17 protein-coding genes and 1 pseudogene are annotated in these 17,788 nt (G+C 71.0%); 5 read left to right on the forward strand and 13 right to left on the reverse strand.

Annotated features, from left to right (window positions below):
* Positions 1 to 127, forward strand: a pseudogene (locus ABD371_RS35270) (electron transfer flavoprotein subunit alpha/FixB family protein); the annotation flags it as partial.
* 96 nt (positions 128 to 223) lie between these two features.
* On the opposite strand, the gene ABD371_RS35275 reads toward ABD371_RS35270, so the two are convergent.
* Positions 224 to 1,027, reverse strand: coding sequence for an SAM-dependent methyltransferase (locus ABD371_RS35275; RefSeq protein ID WP_344486697.1), 804 nt, complete (start codon positions 1,025 to 1,027; stop codon positions 224 to 226).
* Between the two features lie 492 nt (positions 1,028 to 1,519).
* On the opposite strand from ABD371_RS35275, the gene cseB reads away from it, so the two are divergent.
* The 3 genes from cseB to ABD371_RS35290 all read left to right on the forward strand — a co-directional run bounded on the left by cseB (position 1,520) and on the right by ABD371_RS35290 (position 4,678).
* Positions 1,520 to 2,269 carry a two-component system response regulator CseB gene (gene cseB / locus ABD371_RS35280; RefSeq protein ID WP_344486699.1) on the forward strand — a complete coding sequence of 250 codons (750 nt, stop codon included), beginning with the start codon at positions 1,520 to 1,522 and terminating at the stop codon, positions 2,267 to 2,269.
* Between the two features lie 43 nt (positions 2,270 to 2,312).
* On the forward strand, positions 2,313 to 3,560 hold the full coding sequence (locus tag ABD371_RS35285; protein ID WP_344486740.1) for a sensor histidine kinase: 1,248 nt from the start codon (positions 2,313 to 2,315) through the stop codon (positions 3,558 to 3,560).
* Positions 3,561 to 3,703: 143 nt separating this feature from the next.
* The gene (locus ABD371_RS35290) at positions 3,704 to 4,678 is read left to right on the forward strand and encodes a D-alanyl-D-alanine carboxypeptidase family protein (protein WP_344486702.1); all 975 of its coding nucleotides are present in this window, start codon (positions 3,704 to 3,706) and stop codon (positions 4,676 to 4,678) included.
* Between the two features lie 33 nt (positions 4,679 to 4,711).
* On the opposite strand, the gene ABD371_RS35295 is transcribed toward ABD371_RS35290, so the two are convergent.
* Positions 4,712 to 5,221 (reverse strand): GNAT family N-acetyltransferase, encoded by a 510-nt coding sequence (locus tag ABD371_RS35295; RefSeq protein WP_344486705.1) that lies wholly within the window; start codon positions 5,219 to 5,221, stop codon positions 4,712 to 4,714.
* A gap of 247 nt (positions 5,222 to 5,468) precedes the next feature.
* Here ABD371_RS35295 and ABD371_RS35300 point away from each other — a divergent pair, with 247 nt between their 5' ends.
* A complete protein-coding gene (locus ABD371_RS35300; protein WP_344486707.1) occupies positions 5,469 to 6,641 on the forward strand; it encodes a hypothetical protein in 1,173 nt (390 codons plus the stop codon).
* Positions 6,642 to 6,692: 51 nt separating this feature from the next.
* Here ABD371_RS35300 and ABD371_RS35305 read toward each other — a convergent pair whose 3' ends face one another.
* From ABD371_RS35305 to ABD371_RS35355, 11 genes are all read right to left on the reverse strand, one after another.
* Positions 6,693 to 7,934, reverse strand: a complete 1,242-nt coding sequence (locus ABD371_RS35305; RefSeq protein ID WP_344486710.1) for a cytochrome P450 family protein — start codon at positions 7,932 to 7,934, stop codon at positions 6,693 to 6,695.
* Positions 7,931 to 8,926, reverse strand: coding sequence for an amidohydrolase family protein (locus tag ABD371_RS35310; RefSeq protein ID WP_344486713.1), 996 nt, complete (start codon positions 8,924 to 8,926; stop codon positions 7,931 to 7,933). The genes ABD371_RS35305 and ABD371_RS35310 overlap by 4 nt, the downstream gene beginning before the upstream one ends.
* A complete protein-coding gene (locus ABD371_RS35315) occupies positions 8,923 to 9,807 on the reverse strand; it encodes an NAD(P)-dependent oxidoreductase (RefSeq protein ID WP_344486716.1) in 885 nt (294 codons plus the stop codon). The genes ABD371_RS35310 and ABD371_RS35315 overlap by 4 nt, the downstream gene beginning before the upstream one ends.
* Positions 9,804 to 10,142 carry an antibiotic biosynthesis monooxygenase family protein gene (locus tag ABD371_RS35320; RefSeq protein WP_344486719.1) on the reverse strand — a complete coding sequence of 113 codons (339 nt, stop codon included), beginning with the start codon at positions 10,140 to 10,142 and terminating at the stop codon, positions 9,804 to 9,806. Before ABD371_RS35320 ends, ABD371_RS35315 begins: the two co-directional genes overlap by 4 nt.
* 238 nt (positions 10,143 to 10,380) lie before the next feature.
* A complete protein-coding gene (gene aroH / locus ABD371_RS35325) occupies positions 10,381 to 10,923 on the reverse strand; it encodes a chorismate mutase (protein WP_381735625.1) in 543 nt (180 codons plus the stop codon).
* 130 nt (positions 10,924 to 11,053) lie between these two features.
* Complete coding sequence (locus ABD371_RS35330; protein WP_344486722.1) at positions 11,054 to 12,256, reverse strand: ABC transporter permease; 1,203 nt, start codon at positions 12,254 to 12,256, stop codon at positions 11,054 to 11,056.
* The gene (locus tag ABD371_RS35335) at positions 12,253 to 13,017 is read right to left on the reverse strand and encodes an ABC transporter ATP-binding protein (protein ID WP_344486724.1); all 765 of its coding nucleotides are present in this window, start codon (positions 13,015 to 13,017) and stop codon (positions 12,253 to 12,255) included. Before ABD371_RS35335 ends, ABD371_RS35330 begins: the two co-directional genes overlap by 4 nt.
* A complete protein-coding gene (locus ABD371_RS35340) occupies positions 13,014 to 14,180 on the reverse strand; it encodes an efflux RND transporter periplasmic adaptor subunit (RefSeq protein ID WP_344486728.1) in 1,167 nt (388 codons plus the stop codon). The genes ABD371_RS35335 and ABD371_RS35340 overlap by 4 nt, the downstream gene beginning before the upstream one ends.
* 2 nt (positions 14,181 to 14,182) lie before the next feature.
* Positions 14,183 to 14,797 (reverse strand): hypothetical protein, encoded by a 615-nt coding sequence (locus tag ABD371_RS35345; RefSeq protein WP_344486731.1) that lies wholly within the window; start codon positions 14,795 to 14,797, stop codon positions 14,183 to 14,185.
* 273 nt (positions 14,798 to 15,070) lie between these two features.
* Positions 15,071 to 15,670: a hypothetical protein gene (locus tag ABD371_RS35350; RefSeq protein ID WP_344486734.1), complete on the reverse strand. Its 600-nt coding sequence runs from the start codon at positions 15,668 to 15,670 to the stop codon at positions 15,071 to 15,073.
* On the reverse strand, positions 15,671 to 17,788 hold a 2,118-nt coding region (locus ABD371_RS35355), incomplete at its 5' end, for an amino acid adenylation domain-containing protein (protein WP_344486737.1).

A 17,788-nucleotide genomic window follows, 5' to 3' on the forward strand; every position in this document is an offset into this window, starting at 1 on the left:
GACCATCGTCGCGGTGAACAAGGATCCCGAGGCCCCGATCTTCGACCTCGCCGACTACGGCGTCGTCGGAGACCTCTTCACCGTCCTGCCCCAACTCACCGAAGACATCAACCACCGCAAGAACTGAGACCGGGACGGAACGACCGGTCACGCGGAAGGCCCTGCGGCGCACTCCTCGCCGCAGGGCCTCGCGCTGTCCCGGTGTCCCGGACACCCGGCCTGATCAGATCTTGCGGGCGACTCCCCCGTAGATGGGGGCGAGCAGCGCCTCGACGGGCTCCGCGCCCGGTTCCGGACGCCAGCGGTCGGCGAGCTGGACGCCCGGATCGACCAGCTCCATCCCCTCGAAGAAGGTGGCCAGCTCCTCCCCCGACCTCGCCTGCGCGGGAATGCCGTTCTCCTCGTAGATCTGCACGACACGCTCCCAGGTCCTCGGGTCGAACTCGCCCGTCACATGGGACAGCACCAGACAGCTCCCGGGGGCCATCGGCTCCATGAGCCGCCGGACCACGTCCCGGGGATCGTGCTCGTCGGTGATGAAGTGGAGCAGCGCGATCAGCGAGAGCGCCACCGGCTTGCGGAAGTCCAGTATCTGCTGCGCGCCCTCAAGGATCTTCTCGACCTCGCGGACGTCCGCCTGGAGATACTCGGTGCGCCCCTCGGCCGTGCCCCGGAGCAGTGCCTCGGCGTGACGGAGCACGATGGGGTCGTTGTCCACGTACACCACGCGGGCGTCCGGGATCGGCTTCTGGACCACCTGGTGGAGATTGGGCTCGGTGGGAATCCCGGTCCCTATGTCGAGGAACTGCCGCACGCCCCGTTCGGCGAGCAGTTGGGAGGCCCGCCGCATGAACGCGCGATTGACCCGCGCCATGGTCTTGACGGACGGAAAGAGTGAGATCACCTTCTCGGCGGCTTCCCAGTCGACGGGGTAACTGTCCTTCCCGCCGAGGTAGTAGTCGTACATCCGAGCCGGATGAGGCTTGCTGGTGTCGATGGCACCAAAGCCGTCACCGGTGTCCGTCATCGAGGACCCTCCGTTCGATTTCCCTGCTGCCGCGATCCCCACCCGCGCCGTGTACCGAACGGGCCAATGCGCTAAGTAGTCTGTCACGGCGGCCAGTTGACGGACCAGGCGGCACGTCGTGTCTGCGCACTGTACGGAAGTCCCGGGCCGGTCCCGGCATCGGCACGGGTATCCCCGGTGATATCCGGCCGGACTCGGCGGCGGCCCGGCCCGGGGGCGCACGGGCCCGGCGGGCGGCGGGCCGATACACAGCCGATACACAGTCGCCTTCCGGCCGAGGCATGATCTTGCCTTCGCCGAGATGCGGCTCACGCAGAGTGGAGACCACCCCGCGAGGTCTCCCCGGACCTCCGCCCCAGGTCCACGCGTCGCTCCCGGCGGCGCGTGGACCGCCCGCCCCGGGCCACAGGGCATCATGGGAGACCGGCACCCCCGGGCGGCACGCCCCTGCGGAAGGCGGCCACAAGCAATACATATCCGAAATGGTGAGAAATGCCCGGTTTTAAGGTCGGTGGCGGTCCGTCATCCGGCTCCGCCACCGTTCTGCTGGTCGAGGACGACGAGGTGATCCGTACCTCGGTCACCATGGCGCTGGAGCGCTACGGCTACACGGTGCATGCGGCGGCCGACGGGCTGACCGGGCTCGAACTCTTCCGGGAACAAGGTCCCGACCTGCTGCTTCTCGATGTGATGCTGCCGGAGCTGGACGGCATCGGCCTCTGCCGGAAGATCCGTGAGTCGAGCCTCACCCCCATTCTCATGATGTCCGCGCGGGGCGACTCGCTCGATGTGGTCGCGGGTCTGGAGGCCGGTGCGGACGACTATGTCGTCAAGCCGGTCGACACCCCGGTCCTGGTGGCCAGAATCCGTTCACTCCTGCGCCGGGCCACCTTCACTCCCGGCCCGGAGAGCGCCGCGGACTCCCCCGCCGGCGGGCCCGGCGCCCGGCCGCCCGGCGACCGGCTCGTCTTCGGCGATCTGACCGTCGACACCAACGGTCTGGAGGTGTTCCGGGACGGGGTCCGGATCGCTCTCGCCCCCACCGAACTGCGGCTGCTGCTCCAGTTCGCGGCGTACCCCGGCATCGTGCTCGACCGCCAGACGCTGCTGCGCGAGGTGTGGGACTACGGCTGGGACGGCGACAGCCGGGTGGTCGACCTCTGTGTGCAGCGGCTGCGCAAGAAGATCGGCGGCGACCGCATCGAGACGGTCCGCGGCTTCGGCTACAAGCTGCGGCGCTGACGTGGGACGGAGCGGCTCGGCCGGGACGGCGGGCGCACGGATCCTGCGGGCGGTGCGCGCGCTGCTGAACTGGCGGTCGCTGCGCTGGAAGATCACCGCGCTCGTCGTCGCCGCGTCCTGCTCGGTGGCGCTGGTCGTGGGCGGGCTGGTGCACTTGACCACCGTCCAGCGGCTTCAGTCCGAGGCGCGCTCCATCGCCCTCACCGAGCTGGCGACGGTGGTCCGGGAGCACCGGGCGGCGGGGCTCGCCGACGTCCCCTCCCTCGATGAGCTGCCCGAGGAGCTGCGGCGGCGCGTCGCCCTCTCGGACACGCCCGTCACCTGGTACGACACCCGTCGCCCCGGCGAGCCGTGGATGTGGGCGGCCGAACGCCTGGGCGACGGAGCGGTGGCCGTCAGATTCGAGAGGGGCGCCGAGGAGCGCAGCCTCGCGGCCCTGGACCGCAGCCTCGTCCAGGCGGTGGTGGCGGCGCTGCTGGTGGTCGTACCGCTCTCCGTGCTGATCACCGAGGTGCTCAACCGGCGGCTGCGGCGGGTCACGGTCACCGCGCGGGCCATCGCCGGCGGCGATCTGGACGCCAGGACCGGCGCGCGCGACCGGGGCGGCGACGAGATCGCCGACATCTCCCGGGCCGTCGACTCGATGGCCGCCGCGCTCCAGGAGCGGCTGCTGACCGAGCAGCGGTTCACCGCCGATGTCGCGCACGAGCTGCGTACCCCGCTGATGGGGCTGGTCACCTCCACCGGTCTGCTGGCGGACGGCGAGGCCACCGAACTGGTGCGCGACCGGGTGCGGGTGCTGCGCGGGCTGGTCGAGGATCTGCTGGAGATCTCCCGGCTGGACGCCGGGGCGGAGGCGGCGGATCCGCGACGGGTGCCCGTGGGCAGTGTGGTCGAGGCGTCCGTGGCGCGCACCGGGCTGCGGGCGAGTACCACGGTCATGGAGAACGCCGAGACACAGACCGATCCGCGCCGGCTGGACCGGATCATCTCCAATCTGGTCGTCAACGCGCACCGGCACGGCCGTGGTCCGGTCGAGGTGCGGGTGGACGGTCTCACCGTCGTCGTACGCGACCACGGGCCGGGCTTCCCCGCCGCGCTGCTGGAGTCGGGGCCGCAGCGGTTCCGCACCGGCAGCGCCGAACGCGGTCACGGTCACGGTCTGGGGCTGACCATCGCCCTGGGGCAGGCCCGGGTGATCGGCGCGGTGCTGCGGCTCTCCAACGCGCCGGACGGCGGGGCGGTCGCCGTGCTGCGGCTGCCCGCCGATACGGAGCCGATACACGACTGAGCGCCGGCCGGTGACCGGCCTCGGGCCGGTGAAGACGTCGGCACCGGAGGGTGATGGAGCTGCGCCGCCCGGCGCGTCCGTCTCCCCCGGAGGTATCCATGCACGTCCAGCCCGGTCCAGCTCCGTCCGCCGAGCGACGGCCGGTGACTGTCGCCGTCGCACCGCCGTCACCGTCGCCGGGACGCCGTCGGCTGCTGCGGGGCGCTGCCGCCGGGCTGGCCCTTGCGGTGCTCGGCGGCGGGGCGGCACTCCTCGGGGCGGGACGGGAGGAGTCGGCCGCCGTCACCGTGACGGAGACCGGCGGGACCATGCGGCTGCCGTGGCCGAAGGACGGCCAGGCGGGTGTCGCGGTCACCGGGCTGGGGGTCCTGGGGACCAGCGGTGAGCAGAAGCCGGTGCCGATCGCCAGCGTCACCAAGGTGATGACCGCGTACGTCGTCCTCCGCGACCGTCCGCTCCGGCAGGGCGAGTCCGGGCCCCGGGTCACCGTCGACCAGCGGGCCTCGGACGAGTCCCACTCCCTCCACGAGTCGACCGTGCGGATCTCGGCGGGGCAGGAGCTGACCCAGCGGCAGCTGCTGGAACTGCTGCTGCTGCCGTCGGGCAACAACGCGGCCCGGCTTCTGGCGCGCTGGCACTCCGGCACGGAGGAGGCCTTCGTGGCGAAGATGAACCGGGCCGCGAAGGAGCTGGGGATGAGCCGTACCACGTACACCGGCCCGAGCGGTCTTGAGGCGTCCACCAGGAGCACGGCGGCCGATCAGCTGCGGCTCGCCGAGGCGGTGATGCGCGACGAGGTCTTCCGGTCGATCGTCGCCACCCGCGAGGTCACCGTCGGCGGCGGCACCGGGACGGTCGTCAACACCAACAAGCTGCTGGGGACCTCGGGGGTGGTGGGTGTGAAGACCGGGTCGAGCACCCCGGCGGGCGGTGCGCTGATGTGGGCCGCGGAGACCGGCGACGGCCATGGCGGCGGTCTGATCCTCGGGGTGGTGCTGCACCAGAAGGCGAACACCACTCCGGCGGCGGGCCTTCAGGAGGCCTTCGACAGCAGCGAGAGACTGATCACCGCGGCCCGGCGGGAGCTGCGCGAGGCGCGCGCCGTCCGCCGGGCCTGACTCCGCCCGGAACCGGGCAGAGCCGGCCGGGCCTCAGACGCCGAAGGCGGCGGCGTACCGGATGACCCCGGACGGAACCGGCTGGTCCGAATCCAGGACGAGGGCCATCATCGCCTCGTCGGGGACCTCGAACGGCGCACGGATCCCCCAGCGGGAGGCCGGCTCGAAGCCGAACCGGGGGTAGTAGTCGGCGTGCCCGAGGACCAGCACCAGGCTCTCCCCCTGCTGCCGGGCCGCTTCGAGCGCCGCGCGGATCGCGGCGGAGGCCGCGCCCCGGCGCTGCTGGGCGGGGAGAGCCGCGCAGGGGGCGAGGGCGAGCGCCGGGTGGCCGTCGACATGACAGCGAGTGAGCAGGGCGTGCGCGACAAGGGTGCCGTCGGGGGCCTCGGTCACCAGGGACAGCCCGTCGATCCACGCTTCCGCGTCGGCGCGCAGGGCATCCACCAGATCGGCTTCGGCGGGGGTCGGGAAGGCTGCCGCGTTGATCGCGTGGACCGCCTCGGCGTCCCCGGGACGCTCGGGACGGGTGGTCCAAATACTCATGAGGATTCCGTTCGCCCCTGTGTCTCGGCGGCCGGATCCGGTCGCTCTGCGTGATCCACACGCTAACACGACCCGCCGGAGCGCCCCGGTGTGCCCGGCGGGTCGGCCCGCGCCGTGGCACGGTCGTCGTACGCCGGATACACGCCGGGTTCACCCGGCGGTGGTCTCCCGTGCACCGGCGCGGGGCATCACCACTGCAGAGCCACAGAACCCTTCAGACCCCAGGATCAGGCTGTCGGAGGAATCCATGCGAAGAAACGCACACGCCCGGCTTGCGGCCCTGTCCCTCTCCGTCTCCGCCGTCGTCGTGTCGGCCGCCGTGGCGGGCGGGGGCACGGCGCGGGCCGTCCCGGCGGCCGGCCCGCCCCCGGTGCCCGCCGCCGTCGACGGCGGGAAGTGGCGCTCCGGCCACCTCCAGGGCACGGCCCTGGACCGGGACGGCGGTTTCATGTACTTCTCGTTCACCGATCTGCTGGTCAAGACCGATCTGCGGGGCAGGCCGGTCGGCTCGGTCACGGGCTTCACCGGGCATCTGGGGGACCTCGACTTCAACAAGGACGACGGCCGGGTCTACGGCTCGCTGGAGTACAAGTCCGCGCAGGCGTTCTACATCGCGATCTTCGACGGGGACCGCATCACCCGGATGAACATGGACGCGCACTCCACCGGAGTGGTCTCCACCGTCCATCTGAAGGAGGTCGTGAAGGACTACACGGCCGACATGAACGGCGACGGCGTCTTCGACGGCAACACCGCGAACACCCCCGACCACCGGTACGGGTGCAGCGGCATCGACGGCGTCTCCTTCGGCCCCGGCCTGGATCCGCCGCGCAGGCCCCGGCTCACCGTCGCGTACGGCGTCTACTCGAACACCAGCCGCACGGACAACGACCACCAGGTGCTGCTCCAGTACGACGTGCGGTTCTGGAAGCGGTACGAGAAACCGCTCAGCGAGAGCGATCCGCACACCAGCGGCCCGGCGCGCCCCGACGGGAAGTTCTTCGTGTACACCGGCAACACCACCTACGGTGTGCAGAATCTGGAGTACGACGCGCACAGCGGCGACTGGCGGATGGCCGTCTACAAGGGGAAGAAGAAGACGTTCCCCAACTACTCCCTCTTCGTGATCGACGGCTCGGAGCGCACCCGCTGGGGGCTGGTGCGCGGTCAGGCGAGCCCCGAGGTGGGACGGATGCTCACCCTCGCGCCCCGGGGGCTGCACGACGAGGAATCCGATGTGTACGGGTATCAGTCGGCCGGGCAGTACGGGCTGGTCTCCCTCGACGACGGCCGCTTCTACGTCGCCGAGGCGGGCACCGCCGAATCGGACGGGGTGACTCTGCGGACCGGACGGGCGGTGCTGCACCGCTGGACCGGGCTGACGCCGAACCCGTTCGAGCCGCTGCTGCGGCGGCGCTGACCGGCCGCCGCAGCACGGCCCGGCGTCGGCGGGCCGGCTCGGCGGGGGCGGTCAGGGGCCCGGGTCGAGGACGACGGGCAGTTCGGTGAGACCCCGGAAGGCGGGAAAGGGCACTTCCAGCCAACTCGCCTCGCGGGCGGGGTCGGCCGGCGCGATTTCCGGAAAGCGTTCGAAGAGCGCGGTGAGCGCGATCCGGGTCTCCAGCCGGGCCAGGGAGGCTCCCAGGCAGTAGTGGATGCCGTGGCCGAAACCGAGGTGTGCGCTCTGCGCGTTTCCGGGCCTGGTGACGTCGAAGCGGTCGGGGGCGTCGAACTTGAGCGGGTCGCGGTTGGCCGAGTTGAGCGCGATCTGCACCAGGGCGCCCCGAGGGATCCGGGTCCCGGCGATGTCGAGGTCCTCGGTCGCGTAACGGAAGGTGGCGGTCTCGACCGAGCCGTCGTAGCGCAGCAGTTCCTCGACCGCCGGTCCGATCAGCTCGGGGTCCTCCCGTACCGCGCGGAGCTGGTCGGGGTGGGTGAGCAGTTGGTGGACGGCGTTGCCGATGAGGTAGGCGGTCGTCTTGTGGCCGGCGAACATCAGCAGAAAGGCGGTGGAGATCATTTCGTGCTCGGTGAGGGTGCCGCTCTCGTCCCTGGCCTCGATGAGCGCGCTCAGCAGATCCTCGCCGGGGCGTTCCCTCTTGTCGCCGATGACCTCCGAGAAGTACGCGTACAGGCTCTCCTCCGCGCGCTGCTGGGCCAGTTTCGACTCCTTGCTGAAGCCGGTCTGGGCCACCGTCGTGGACCAGCCCTGGACCTTGGCCCGGTCCGCCTCCGGCACGCCGAGGAGTTCGCAGATCACGATGATGGGCAGCGGGAAGGCGAACACGGCGAGCAGATCGACCGGCTCCCGGGTCGGGGCCTCGTCCAGCAGGGTGTTCACCACGTTCTGGATGTGCGGGCGGAGCGCCTCCACCCGGCGGGGGGTGAAGCCGGAGCTGACCAGTTTGCGCAGCCGGGTGTGTTTGGGGGGATCGGAGTTGAGCATGTGGTCGTCGAGCGCCACGGAGGAGTCTCCGAAGATTCTCCGGTAGGAGTCCATCGCGCCGTACATGTCCTTGCTCAGCCGGGGGTCGGAGAGGGCGGCCCTGGCGTCCTCGTAACGGGTGATCAGATAGGTCTCGATGCCGTGCCGGGGGCGGATCGGGCAGACCGGCGCGGTCTCCCTGAGGAGTGCGTAGACCGGGTAGGGGTCGCGCCGGAAGGCCGGGGTGCACTGCTCGGCCGCGGTGGCCGGGTCGTCGACGCTGGTCACGGACGGCTCCTGAGGTCGAAGACGGCCTCGGCGTTGCCGCCGAGGATGAGCTGCTGGGAGGCCTTGTCGAGCGGCAGTTTCTCGATCAGGCGGATGAACTCCTCCAGGGGCACGCTCATCGGCGGCGAGTCGGTGCCGAAGAGCATCCGCTCCGGGCCGAGCACCTCGGCGTTGAGCCCCAGATGGGCCGGGCTGAAGGTGCTGGTGTCGACATAGAGCCGGCTCAGGGCCGCCGCCGGGTCGGCGGGAGGCGGCGCTTCGGCCTGTCCGGGCGGGGCCTGGCCCGGTGGACGCCGGCCCTGTGGCCCCTGTCCGGGCGGTCCTCCCCAGTGCCGGGGGCGGGCCGCGGTCTGGAGGCGCTCGGGCAGCAGGGCGAGCGCGCCGCCGCCGGTCGCGCCGATGAGCCGGAGACCGGGGTATTTGTCCAGCCAGCCCGCGAAGGCGATCATGGCCAGGCCGGTGGTGAGGTCGCCGAAGCGGCCGATCTGTTCGACGAATCCGAGGTCGTCGACGCGTTCCGTGCCGATCGGCTCGGCCGGGGCGTGCACCAGGACCGGTTTGCCGACCTCGGCGGCGAGCGCGAAGAAGGAGTCGGCCTTCGGTGAGCCGAGGAGTTCGCCGTGGACGCTGGAGGTGGTGATCAGGCCGACGAAGGCGGGGTCCGCGAGGGTCTCCCGTACGCCTTCGAGATGGTCGTCGTCGCCGAAGGGGTTGGCGTACACATAGCCGCGGAGCTGGTCGGGGAAGGTCTTGATGAGGCCGGACATCCAGGCGTGGAAGCCGCGCAGCCGGTCCCTGGGCTGGCGGTAGTTGTCGACGCCGGGGACGCGGGCCATCGCGCCGGCCCCGACCGGGCTGCCGATGATGGTGAGGTCGATGCCGGCCTTGGCGCGGGCGGCGAGCATTCCGTCGACGTCGGTGAGGCTGGGGGGCATCGGGAAGCGCCGGGCGGCCTCCGGCGGGGACAGATGGCCATGGATGTCAATGATCATGGATGGGTTCCCGGTTCGGGTGCGATCGCGTGGGCGACGGCGACGCAGTCCTCGTCTCCGTGGCCCTGTTCGGTGGCGCTGACATGGGTCTGGGTGGCGGCGGCGAGCAGGGGGAGGCGCAGCCCGGCCGCGGCGGCCTGGCTCGATGCCAGCAGCAGGTCCTTGGCCATCAGGCGCAGCCGGAAGTCCGGCTCGTCGAAGCGTCCGGCGATCAGCCGCTTGGACTTGAAGGCCATGACGGGCGAGGCGAAGCCGCTGCCCGCGATCGCGCGGAGGACCAGCGCCCGGTCGAGTCCGGAGGCCGCCGCCAGTTCCACCGCTTCGGCCATGGCCTGCACCTCGATGCCCATGAGGAGGTTGAGGAGCAGTTTCATCCGCATGCCGGAGCCGAGTTCGCCCAGATGGACGACTTCCTTGCCGAGCAGTTCGAGCAGGGGGAGGCCGGCGGCGAAGACGCGTTCCTCGCCGCCGACGAAGAGCCGCAGTTCGCCGTTGCGGGCGTGTTCGCGGTTGCCGAGCATGCCGACGTCGAGCACCGAGTGCAGGTCTCCGGTGAGCTTGACGACCTCTTCGGGGGCGACGGTGCTGGCGCAGACGAGTGCGCCGGGGTACGGGCCGCCGGAGAGGATGCCATCGGGGCCGCGCAGCACGGCGGCGAGCGCGTCGCTGTCGGCGACGGTGCAGATGGCCGCGCTGGTGCCCTCGATGGCGGCGGCGGGGTGGGCCGCGGCGACCGCGCCGGCGGCGGCGAGCGGCCCGGTCCGTTCCGGCGTGCGGTTCCAGACCCGGACCTGGACGCCCTGGTCGAGAAGGCGGGTGGCGAGGCCGGTGCCCATCGAGCCGAGACCGAGTACGGCGACGGGGCCGGTGTGGTGCGTCATGGCTTGGCTCCCACGGTTTCCTGGATGATCCGGAACCGCAGCGACTGGGTCTGGTCGACCCAGACGCGCAGCGGTTCCAGCAGCGCCCGGTGGTCCTCGCCCTGCTGCCAGGCGAAGAAGTGTTCGGGCGTCTCCCATTCGCTGCTGATCACCCACTGCCGGGAGTCGTCGATGGGTTCTCCCAGCCGGTCGATGAGGTGACCGGGGACGGCGGCGACGGACTTCCGTATGCGTTCGTAGGCGTCGAGGAACCCCTGCTCGCCACCTTCGACGACATGGACCGAGTACACCACGGACAGCTTGTCGGCCGGGCGGCCGTTCTGCTTGGTGCGCATGCCTCCTCCTGACAGTCGTAACCGGCACAGCACGTCATCAACGGACTCACGGCACGGGTGGGCACGCAACTCCGGCGCGGGCGGGGCCGGGCAGGGGGAAGAGGCTCCGGCGGGCGCGCCGGCGGTACGGGTGAGGGGGCGTCGCTCTTCGCGGGGCCCGGGCGTCCGGCGGGCGCGCCGGACGGGCGGACGCCGCGGGATTGCTCCGTTCGGCGGAGCGGCGCCCGGGGCGGGGCGGCTAGCCCGCGATGTCCTGGCGGAGCCGGGCCGCGCCCCGCAGATACACATGCTGGATCGCGGCGCGGGGCCGGTCGGTGTCGGCGTGCACCATCAGCCGTACGACCCTGGGGAGCGCCCCGGGGACGTCGATCTCGACGGCGCAGAGCAGGGGCACCTCGTGGAATCCGGCCTTGCGCGCGGCGAAGGCGGGGAATTCGGCGGTCAGGTCGGGGGTGGAGGTGAACAGGACGGAGATGATGTCGTCGGTGGTGAGTCCGTTGCGGTTCATGACCTCGGCGAGGAGTTCGGCCGTCGCTTCCAGGATGGAGTCCCGGTCGTTTCCGTCGGCCTGGGTCGCTCCTCGGATCGCGCGCACGGTGGCTTCTCCCGTCTCGGTGAGGAATCCCGCGAGAGCCGGGCGGTGGTCGTGCCGCTTGGCGGGCCGGCCCGGTGACCGGTCGTGCGGTCCGCCGGACGTCCCGCTCAGGACGAGGGCGGCGACCATGACGGTGATCACCAGGAGGCCGGCCGTCAGGGCCATGAGGGGGATGTTCGGGTACATGTCTTCCTCCCGCGTTCCTCCGTGTTCCTCCGTGTTCCTCCGCGTTCCTCCGCGTTCTTCCCGACGCTCTTCCCGGCGTGCGAGTGCCCGGCACGCGGCCGCCGCCGGCCGCGTGCCGGGCACGGTCGCGTCATGCGATGCGCAGCGCCTCGGTGGGCTGGAGCCGGGCGGCGCGGAGTGCGGGCAGCAGTCCCGCCAGTGCGCCGATCGCGATGGCCGCGACGAGTCCGCCGCCCCAGGCGAGCACCGGGACCACCGTCTCCCACCCCTTGATCTGGGCGTAGACGGCGGTGGCGAGACTGCCCAGGGCGACTCCCGCCACACCTCCCAGCGCGGCGAGCAGCACCGCCTCGGAGAGGAACTGGACCAGGATGTTTCCCTTGGTCGCGCCGAGGGCGCGCCGCAGCCCGATCTCGGACCGTCGTTCCAGCACCGAGATGACCATGGTGTTGGCGACTCCGATGCCTCCGACGAGGAGGGCGACCGCCCCGAGTCCGAGGAAGAGTCCGTTGAGCGCGGACTGTGTCGCGGCGCGGGCTTCGAGGGCGGCCGAGGGCTGGCTGACCTTGACCTCCTCGGCCTTCTCCGGGTTGGCCGTCGCGGCGAGCACCTTCTGCACCTCGGTGACCTGGTCGGTGTCGGCCCGGACGTAGACCGTGGACGGGTGGCCGTCGAAGTCGAGGTACTTCTCCGCGGCCGGCCAGCCGACCAGCACCGCCGAGTTGACCTCGGGGGTCAGACGTACGGAGTCGAGGATGCCGACGACGTAGAACCACTGTCCACCGACCCAGATACGGGCCCCGGAGTGGATCTTCGATATGCCGAGCCGTTTGGCGGCGGTCGCACCGAGCACGGCGACCGGCTGTTCGGCGGTGGCCTTGTTCAGGAATCGGCCCTGGGCGACGGAGGCGCGCACCGCTCCGGGCAGTCCCAGGCTGGTGGCGTTGACGGAGATCGCGTTGGTGTTGGCCTTGGGGATGTGCGGATTGCGGTAGGCGGACGCCTGGGTGTTCCCGGTGCTCTGCACATCCTCGACGGGGCCGATCCGGTCGATCATCGCCGGTGCTTCGAGGGGGAGTTTGGCGTCCTCCCCGCTGAGGGTCTGTCCGGGGGCGACCCTCAGCAGATTGGTCCCCAGTTTGTCGATCTCGGCGAGGAGGCCGGCCTGCGAGGAGGCCGACAGACCGAGGACGGCGACCATCGCCGCGACGCCGATGGCGATGCCCAGCGCCGACAGCGCGGCCCTCATCCGCCGGGTACGCAACCCGACGCTGGCGACCCTGGCCACGTCGGCCGGGTGCATCCGGCCGGAGGGCGGGGCGGTGAGGGTCATGTCGGGCGCCTTTCGGTGGACACCGGTCCGTCGGCCGGGCCGGTGTCGGTGACGATGCGGCCGTCGAGCACTTCGATGCGTCGGGGCAGCCGCGTGGCGAGGTCCCGGTCGTGAGTGATCACGACGATGGTGGTGCCCTCCGCGTTCAACTCTCTGAGCAGGTCGAAGATGGCCGCGCCGTTGACGCTGTCGAGGTTGCCGGTGGGTTCGTCGGCGAGGACGATCGCGGGGTTGCCGACGAGGGCGCGGGCGATCGCGACGCGCTGGCGTTCGCCGCCGGACAGCTCCGCCGGGCGGTGCTTGATCCGGTGGCCGAGTCCGACCCTGGTCAGGGCGATGGTGGCGGCCTCGGTCCGGGCCGGGTGCCGGACTCCGGAGTAGAGCATTCCGTCGGCGACGTTCTCCAGCGCGGTGGCGTGCTGGGCCAGGAAGAACTGCTGGAAGACAAAGCCGATGCGGGAGGACCGGAGCCGCGCCAGGGCCCGGTCCGACATCTTGGCGACGTCGTCGCCGACGATGCGGACCGTGCCGGAGCTGGGGCGGTCGAGACTGCCCATGACCTGGAGCAGGGTCGACTTGCCGGAGCCCGACGGGCCGACGATGGCGACGAGTTCGCCCCGGTGGATGGTGAAGGTCGCCTTGTCGAGGGCGACCACGGGCGACACCCCGGGGTAGATCTTGGTCACCTGGTCCAGTTGCATGACCGGTTCGCCGGCGAGGCGGCGGCCGGCCGTTCTCTCTTCGGTGGTCGTCTCGGTCATGAGCCCGGCACCACGACATCCTGACCGGCCCTGAGGCGGTCGCCGCTCACCTCGACCCGGCCCGCGCTGCCGTCGAACAGCCGGGTCTCCACCGGGATCAGCTCGGTGGCGGTCCCGCCGGCCTTGACCACCTCAACGGCGTAGCCGCCGCCCGCGAGGGCCAGCAGCGCGTCGACGGGCACGGACAGCACGTCCTTGACGGTGTCGGAGACGATGGCGACCTGGACGGGCGCCTTGTCGAGCCGGCCGGTCACCTTCGGCTTGGTCGGTTTGATGGTGACGTCGATGGTGGTCTTGTTCTCGCCCTGTTTGGCGACCTTGCCGACGGACGAGACCACTCCGGGGGTCGATGTGTCGTCGGGCATGGTGATGGTCACCTTGTCGCCGACCTTCACATCGGACTGCTGGGAGGCGTTCAGCTCGACGGTGACCTGACGGCCGGTCGAGGAGCCCTGGATGATGGGCTTCCCCGGCGCGGCGGAACCGCCGATCACCGCGTCGACGCTGGTCACCCTGATCTCGTCGACGGGCAGGAACAGAGCCTGGCCGAGGCTGAGCTTCCCGGTCTCCTCGACTCCCACATCGTCCTGGAGCTTCTTCAGGGCCCAGCGCGTCTGGCGGCTGAAGTAGTCCGAGTCGGGGTCGATCTGCTCGTCGGTGGCGTATCCGAGTTCGACGAGCGCCGCGTTCAGCTGCTTGACGTCCTCGCCCTCGTCCCCCCGCTCGAGTGCCCGGTAGACCGGTGTCCTGGCACCCTTCAGCAGGATCACCGGCTCGCCGTCCACCCAGTACAGCGGCTTGCCCTGGCGGATCACCTGGCCCACGGCGGGCACCCTGGTGACCGTGCCGCTGGCCTTGTTGACCACGTCGTAGGAGCCGGCGTAGCCCAGTGTGCCGTTCTGCTGGGTACGGGAGGAGAGCGTTCCCTTGGTCACCTTGGCCGTGTTGGTCGCGGTGTCCTGGCTGCTGGCGGCGGGGTCCTGGCTCCGAGCGGAGTCGAACGGGTTGGCGAATATCGCGCCCGCTCCGCCCGCCGCGACCAGGGCGACGACGACCGCCGCCGTCCGGCCGCGGTGGCGTCGGCGCGTGCCGGGCCGCCGCTCCGGCTCCTCGGGTGGCGGGGCGCTCTGCGCCCCCTCCGTGGGGATCTCTGTGGTGGCCATGGTCAGTTGCCGCCCTCGACGCCGGGCGCGCCCTGCGGCTTGTACTGCTTGCAGGCCGCGTCGGCCTTCTTGAACTGCTCCGACTTGGGGTCGACGCCGGTGCCCTGGCCGAGGATCACGCCGCCCTCGGCGTCGGGGTCGGGGAAGTCGGAGAGACCGTTCTTACGCATGCACTGGGCGAACTTGACCTGGTCGTCGCTGCTCCACTCGTTTCCGCCGGGCACATCGACGGATCCCCTGTTCGGCCGGTACTCCTTGCAGGCCTCCTCCGACTTCTTGAACGCGTCGGACTGCGGGTCGACGCCCTTGGGGAGGGTGATACCGCCGCCGGAGCGGGGGTCCGGGAAGTCCGCCACACCGTTCTGGCGCATGCACTTCGCGTACTCGACCGGGTCGGCCTTGCTGGACTGGTCGGCCGTGCTCTCGGAGGACTGTCCGGCCGAGGGCACGGACGCCACCTCGGACTTCTTGCCCTCGTCGCTTCCGCAGGCCCCGGCGAGCAGGGTGACGGACGTCAGCAGAACGGCCATCGCGGTGGTCCGGCGCAGTCGGCTCGTGCCGGACCTGCTCGTGCCGGACCCGCTCTGGTCGGCCTCACGGCGGCAAATGACTGACATGTGATTCTCCATTGACTCGATGGCCTGCGTTCGCTCGATGGCTTGGTCCTGGACTTCCGCCTCGGGTTCCTTTCTACGGAGCCTCCGGTTTCAGCACGGTTTCGCTCTTGGAGACCATCGGGACGCGGCGGCACGGGCCCTGCCGGCAGGGCCCGGTGGGCCGCTCGGGTGATAAAAAGGGCCCCGGTCCGCCGAGGGGCGGACCGGGGCCGACAGGGGCTCGATCGGGTCGTCGGATCCGTCAAATCCGTCGAATCCGTCGGATCCCTCGGGTCAGGAGTTGGCCGCGGGCGGGCCGCCGAGCACGGGCATGAGCTTCACGCACGCCTTCTGCGCCGCCTTGTACTCGGGTGTGTCCAGGTCGATGCCCATGAACATGCCTCCCTCGTCGGGCTCGGGGAAGTCGGGCTGACCGTTCTCCCGCATGCACGCGACGTATTTCGAAGCATCGATTTTTGGCGCGTCCGGCGGCCTGCTCTGCTTCTGTCCGACAGGCGGGGCCTGCTTCCGGCAGGTTTCCTCCGCCTTCTTGAACTCCTTTGTATTGACGTCTATCCCGGAGGATGCCTCAAGTCTGATCGAGCCATTGCTCTCGGGCAGGGGGAATTTCTCCACGCCCTGTGCCCTGAGGCACTTGGAGAAGGCCAGATTCGCGACGTACTTCTCATCGGCCTCCTTGTCCGACGGAGAGGGGGAACCGGCCGCGGAAGTCCCCTTTCCGTCGGAGGAGTCGGCCGCGTTGAAGGCGAAGGCCAGGCCCGCGACCACGAGGGCGACGGAGAGGCCCGAGCCCACGCCGACCGCGACGGCCATGCGCAACTGCTTCTTACGGTCGGTGTTCCGGCCCTCTTCGGGACCCACTCTGTCGTCCATTTACACTCCCCTGTCCTGGAGTCGTGCGGAAATCAGACGTCCGATCTCCGCGAGGGGCGTCGGCTTCATCATTCCGTCGTGATCGGACTTGACCGTGACGCTCTCCACGATCCCATCCACATAGGGTGTCCAACTGTTCGGCGACCCGGCCGGCTGCCCGATTGCCGGATTTCCTTCGGAGGCGATGAAGAGCATCAGGTCGCCCCGGTAGACCCTGGGTGTGAAGTCGTGCAGGAGTCGCACATTGCGCGCGTTCACCTCGTGAATCTCACGAAGCATCCGGACCGTGTTCCTCGGGGCCGTCCGAGCGCCGTCGGCGGAGTCCGCCGGAGCGTTCTCCGGGGCCCCGCCGGGGGCCGGGTAGCCGTCCAGGCTGACCAGCAGGGCGACTTCCTCGCCCTGCTCCTGGAGCCGGGTCGCGACCGCCTGGGCGACGGTCCCGCCGAAGGACCAGCCGAGGAGGTGGTACGGGCCGGTGGGCTGGACGCCGCGGATCCGGTCGGCGTAGTCCGCCGCCATCTCCTCCAGGGTCTCCGGTGTCTCCTCGCCGGCGGCGAAGCCACGGGCCTGAAGGCCGTAGACGGGCCGGTCGGCGGGGAGATGCTGGGCCAGCCCGGTGTAGGACCAGCTCAGTCCGGTGCTCGGATGGACGCAGAACACGGGCGGCTGGTCGCCTTCCGTCCTGATCGGCAGCAGCAGCCCGGTGTCGTCCCCGCCGGAGCCGCCGGTCAGCGACTGGGCGACCGCCTCCACGGTGGGTGCGCCGATGAGCGCCCTGATGCTGACCTCCGCGTTGAGGACATTGCGGATCAGGGCGATCAGCCTCATGGCGATCAGCGAGTCGCCGCCCAGTTCAAAGAACGAGACGTCGGCTCCCACCTTCTCGAGTCCGAGGACTTCGGCGAAGAGGCCGCAGAGCGCTTCCTCGGTCGCCGTCCGGGGCGCCCGGCCACCCGCCACCGCGAGGTCGGGGGCGGGCAGCGCGGCCCGGTTCAGTTTGCCGTTGGCGGTGACCGGGAGGGCCTCAAGGACGACCGTGACCGCCGGGACCATGTAGTCGGGCAGCCGCTGGGCCGCGAACTCCCGCAGTGCCTGCGGATCGATCTCGGCCTCCGCCCGGGGCACCGCGTAGGCGACGAGCCGCTTGGTCCCGGGCCGGTCCTCGCGGACGATCACGGCGGCCTGGTCGACGCTCTCGTGCCCGGCGAGGACCGACTCGATCTCACCCGGCTCCACCCGGAAGCCGCGGATCTTCACCTGCTCGTCCGCACGCCCCGCGAAGACCAGCTCACCACCCGCCGTCCACCGCACCAGGTCCCCGGTGCGATACATCCGCACACCCACCTCGAACGGGCTCGCCACGAACCGCTCCGACGTCAGCCCCGGCCGGCCGAGATAGCCGCGCGCCAGCCCCGGACCCGACACATACAGCTCCCCCGCCACCCCGACCGGCACCGGCTGGAGGAACGCGTCCAGCACATAGGCCCTGGTGTTGAGCAGCGGCCCGCCGATCGAGACGGGGCTGGTCTCACCCGCCGGCGTCAGGGCCCCGCTCAGCGACGCCATGACGGTGACCTCGGTCGGGCCGTAGGCGTTGACCAGCCGCAGCCGGGACGACCAGCGCTCGACCAGCGACGGCGGGCACGCCTCGCCGCCCACGACGAGACTGACGACGCTCTCGGGCAGCTGCCGCACGGGTGCGAGCAGCGACGGCGGCACCAGCATGTGCGTGACGCCGAACCGGGCCGTGACCTCTTCGAGGGATCCGTGCGGCGGGAGGCTCTCCGCGTCGGCCACCACCAGCGCGGCACCCGACAGGAGGGCCATGCACAGCTCCCACACCGAGGCGTCGAAGCTCAGCGAGGCCAGCTGGAGAAGGCGTGAGCCTGCTCCCACTTCGAGCCGTGCCCGCTGGGCGGCGACGAGGTTGCCCAGGCCGCGATGGGACACGACCACACCCTTGGGACGACCCGTGGAGCCGGAGGTGTAGATGACGTACGCGACATCGTCCAGACCGGCCCGCTCCACCACACCGGGATCAAGGCCGGGCTCAGGTTCGGTCGCGGGGTCGAAGACCCAGGACGCCGTACCCTCCGGCACCAGCGGACCAGTCCCCTC

This window comes from Streptomyces amakusaensis (assembly GCF_039532665.1).
GTDB classification, from domain to species: domain Bacteria; phylum Actinomycetota; class Actinomycetes; order Streptomycetales; family Streptomycetaceae; genus Streptomyces; species Streptomyces amakusaensis.

Bases quoted from the DNA above. Each gene is read 5' to 3' on its own strand.
- aroH (WP_381735625.1), bottom strand. From the start codon at position 10,923: ATGTACCCGAACATCCCCCTCATGGCCCTGACGGCCGGCCTCCTGGTG.
- ABD371_RS35310 (WP_344486713.1), bottom strand. From the start codon at position 8,926: ATGATCATTGACATCCATGGCCATCTGTCCCCGCCGGAGGCCGCCCGG.
- ABD371_RS35350 (WP_344486734.1), bottom strand. From the start codon at position 15,670: ATGGACGACAGAGTGGGTCCCGAAGAGGGCCGGAACACCGACCGTAAG.
- cseB (WP_344486699.1), top strand. From the start codon at position 1,520: ATGCCCGGTTTTAAGGTCGGTGGCGGTCCGTCATCCGGCTCCGCCACC.
- ABD371_RS35315 (WP_344486716.1), bottom strand. From the start codon at position 9,807: ATGACGCACCACACCGGCCCCGTCGCCGTACTCGGTCTCGGCTCGATG.
- ABD371_RS35330 (WP_344486722.1), bottom strand. From the start codon at position 12,256: ATGACCCTCACCGCCCCGCCCTCCGGCCGGATGCACCCGGCCGACGTG.
- ABD371_RS35345 (WP_344486731.1), bottom strand. From the start codon at position 14,797: ATGTCAGTCATTTGCCGCCGTGAGGCCGACCAGAGCGGGTCCGGCACG.
- ABD371_RS35340 (WP_344486728.1), bottom strand. From the start codon at position 14,180: ATGGCCACCACAGAGATCCCCACGGAGGGGGCGCAGAGCGCCCCGCCA.
- ABD371_RS35300 (WP_344486707.1), top strand. From the start codon at position 5,469: ATGCGAAGAAACGCACACGCCCGGCTTGCGGCCCTGTCCCTCTCCGTC.
- ABD371_RS35295 (WP_344486705.1), bottom strand. From the start codon at position 5,221: ATGAGTATTTGGACCACCCGTCCCGAGCGTCCCGGGGACGCCGAGGCG.
- ABD371_RS35275 (WP_344486697.1), bottom strand. From the start codon at position 1,027: ATGACGGACACCGGTGACGGCTTTGGTGCCATCGACACCAGCAAGCCT.
- ABD371_RS35320 (WP_344486719.1), bottom strand. From the start codon at position 10,142: ATGCGCACCAAGCAGAACGGCCGCCCGGCCGACAAGCTGTCCGTGGTG.
- ABD371_RS35335 (WP_344486724.1), bottom strand. From the start codon at position 13,017: ATGACCGAGACGACCACCGAAGAGAGAACGGCCGGCCGCCGCCTCGCC.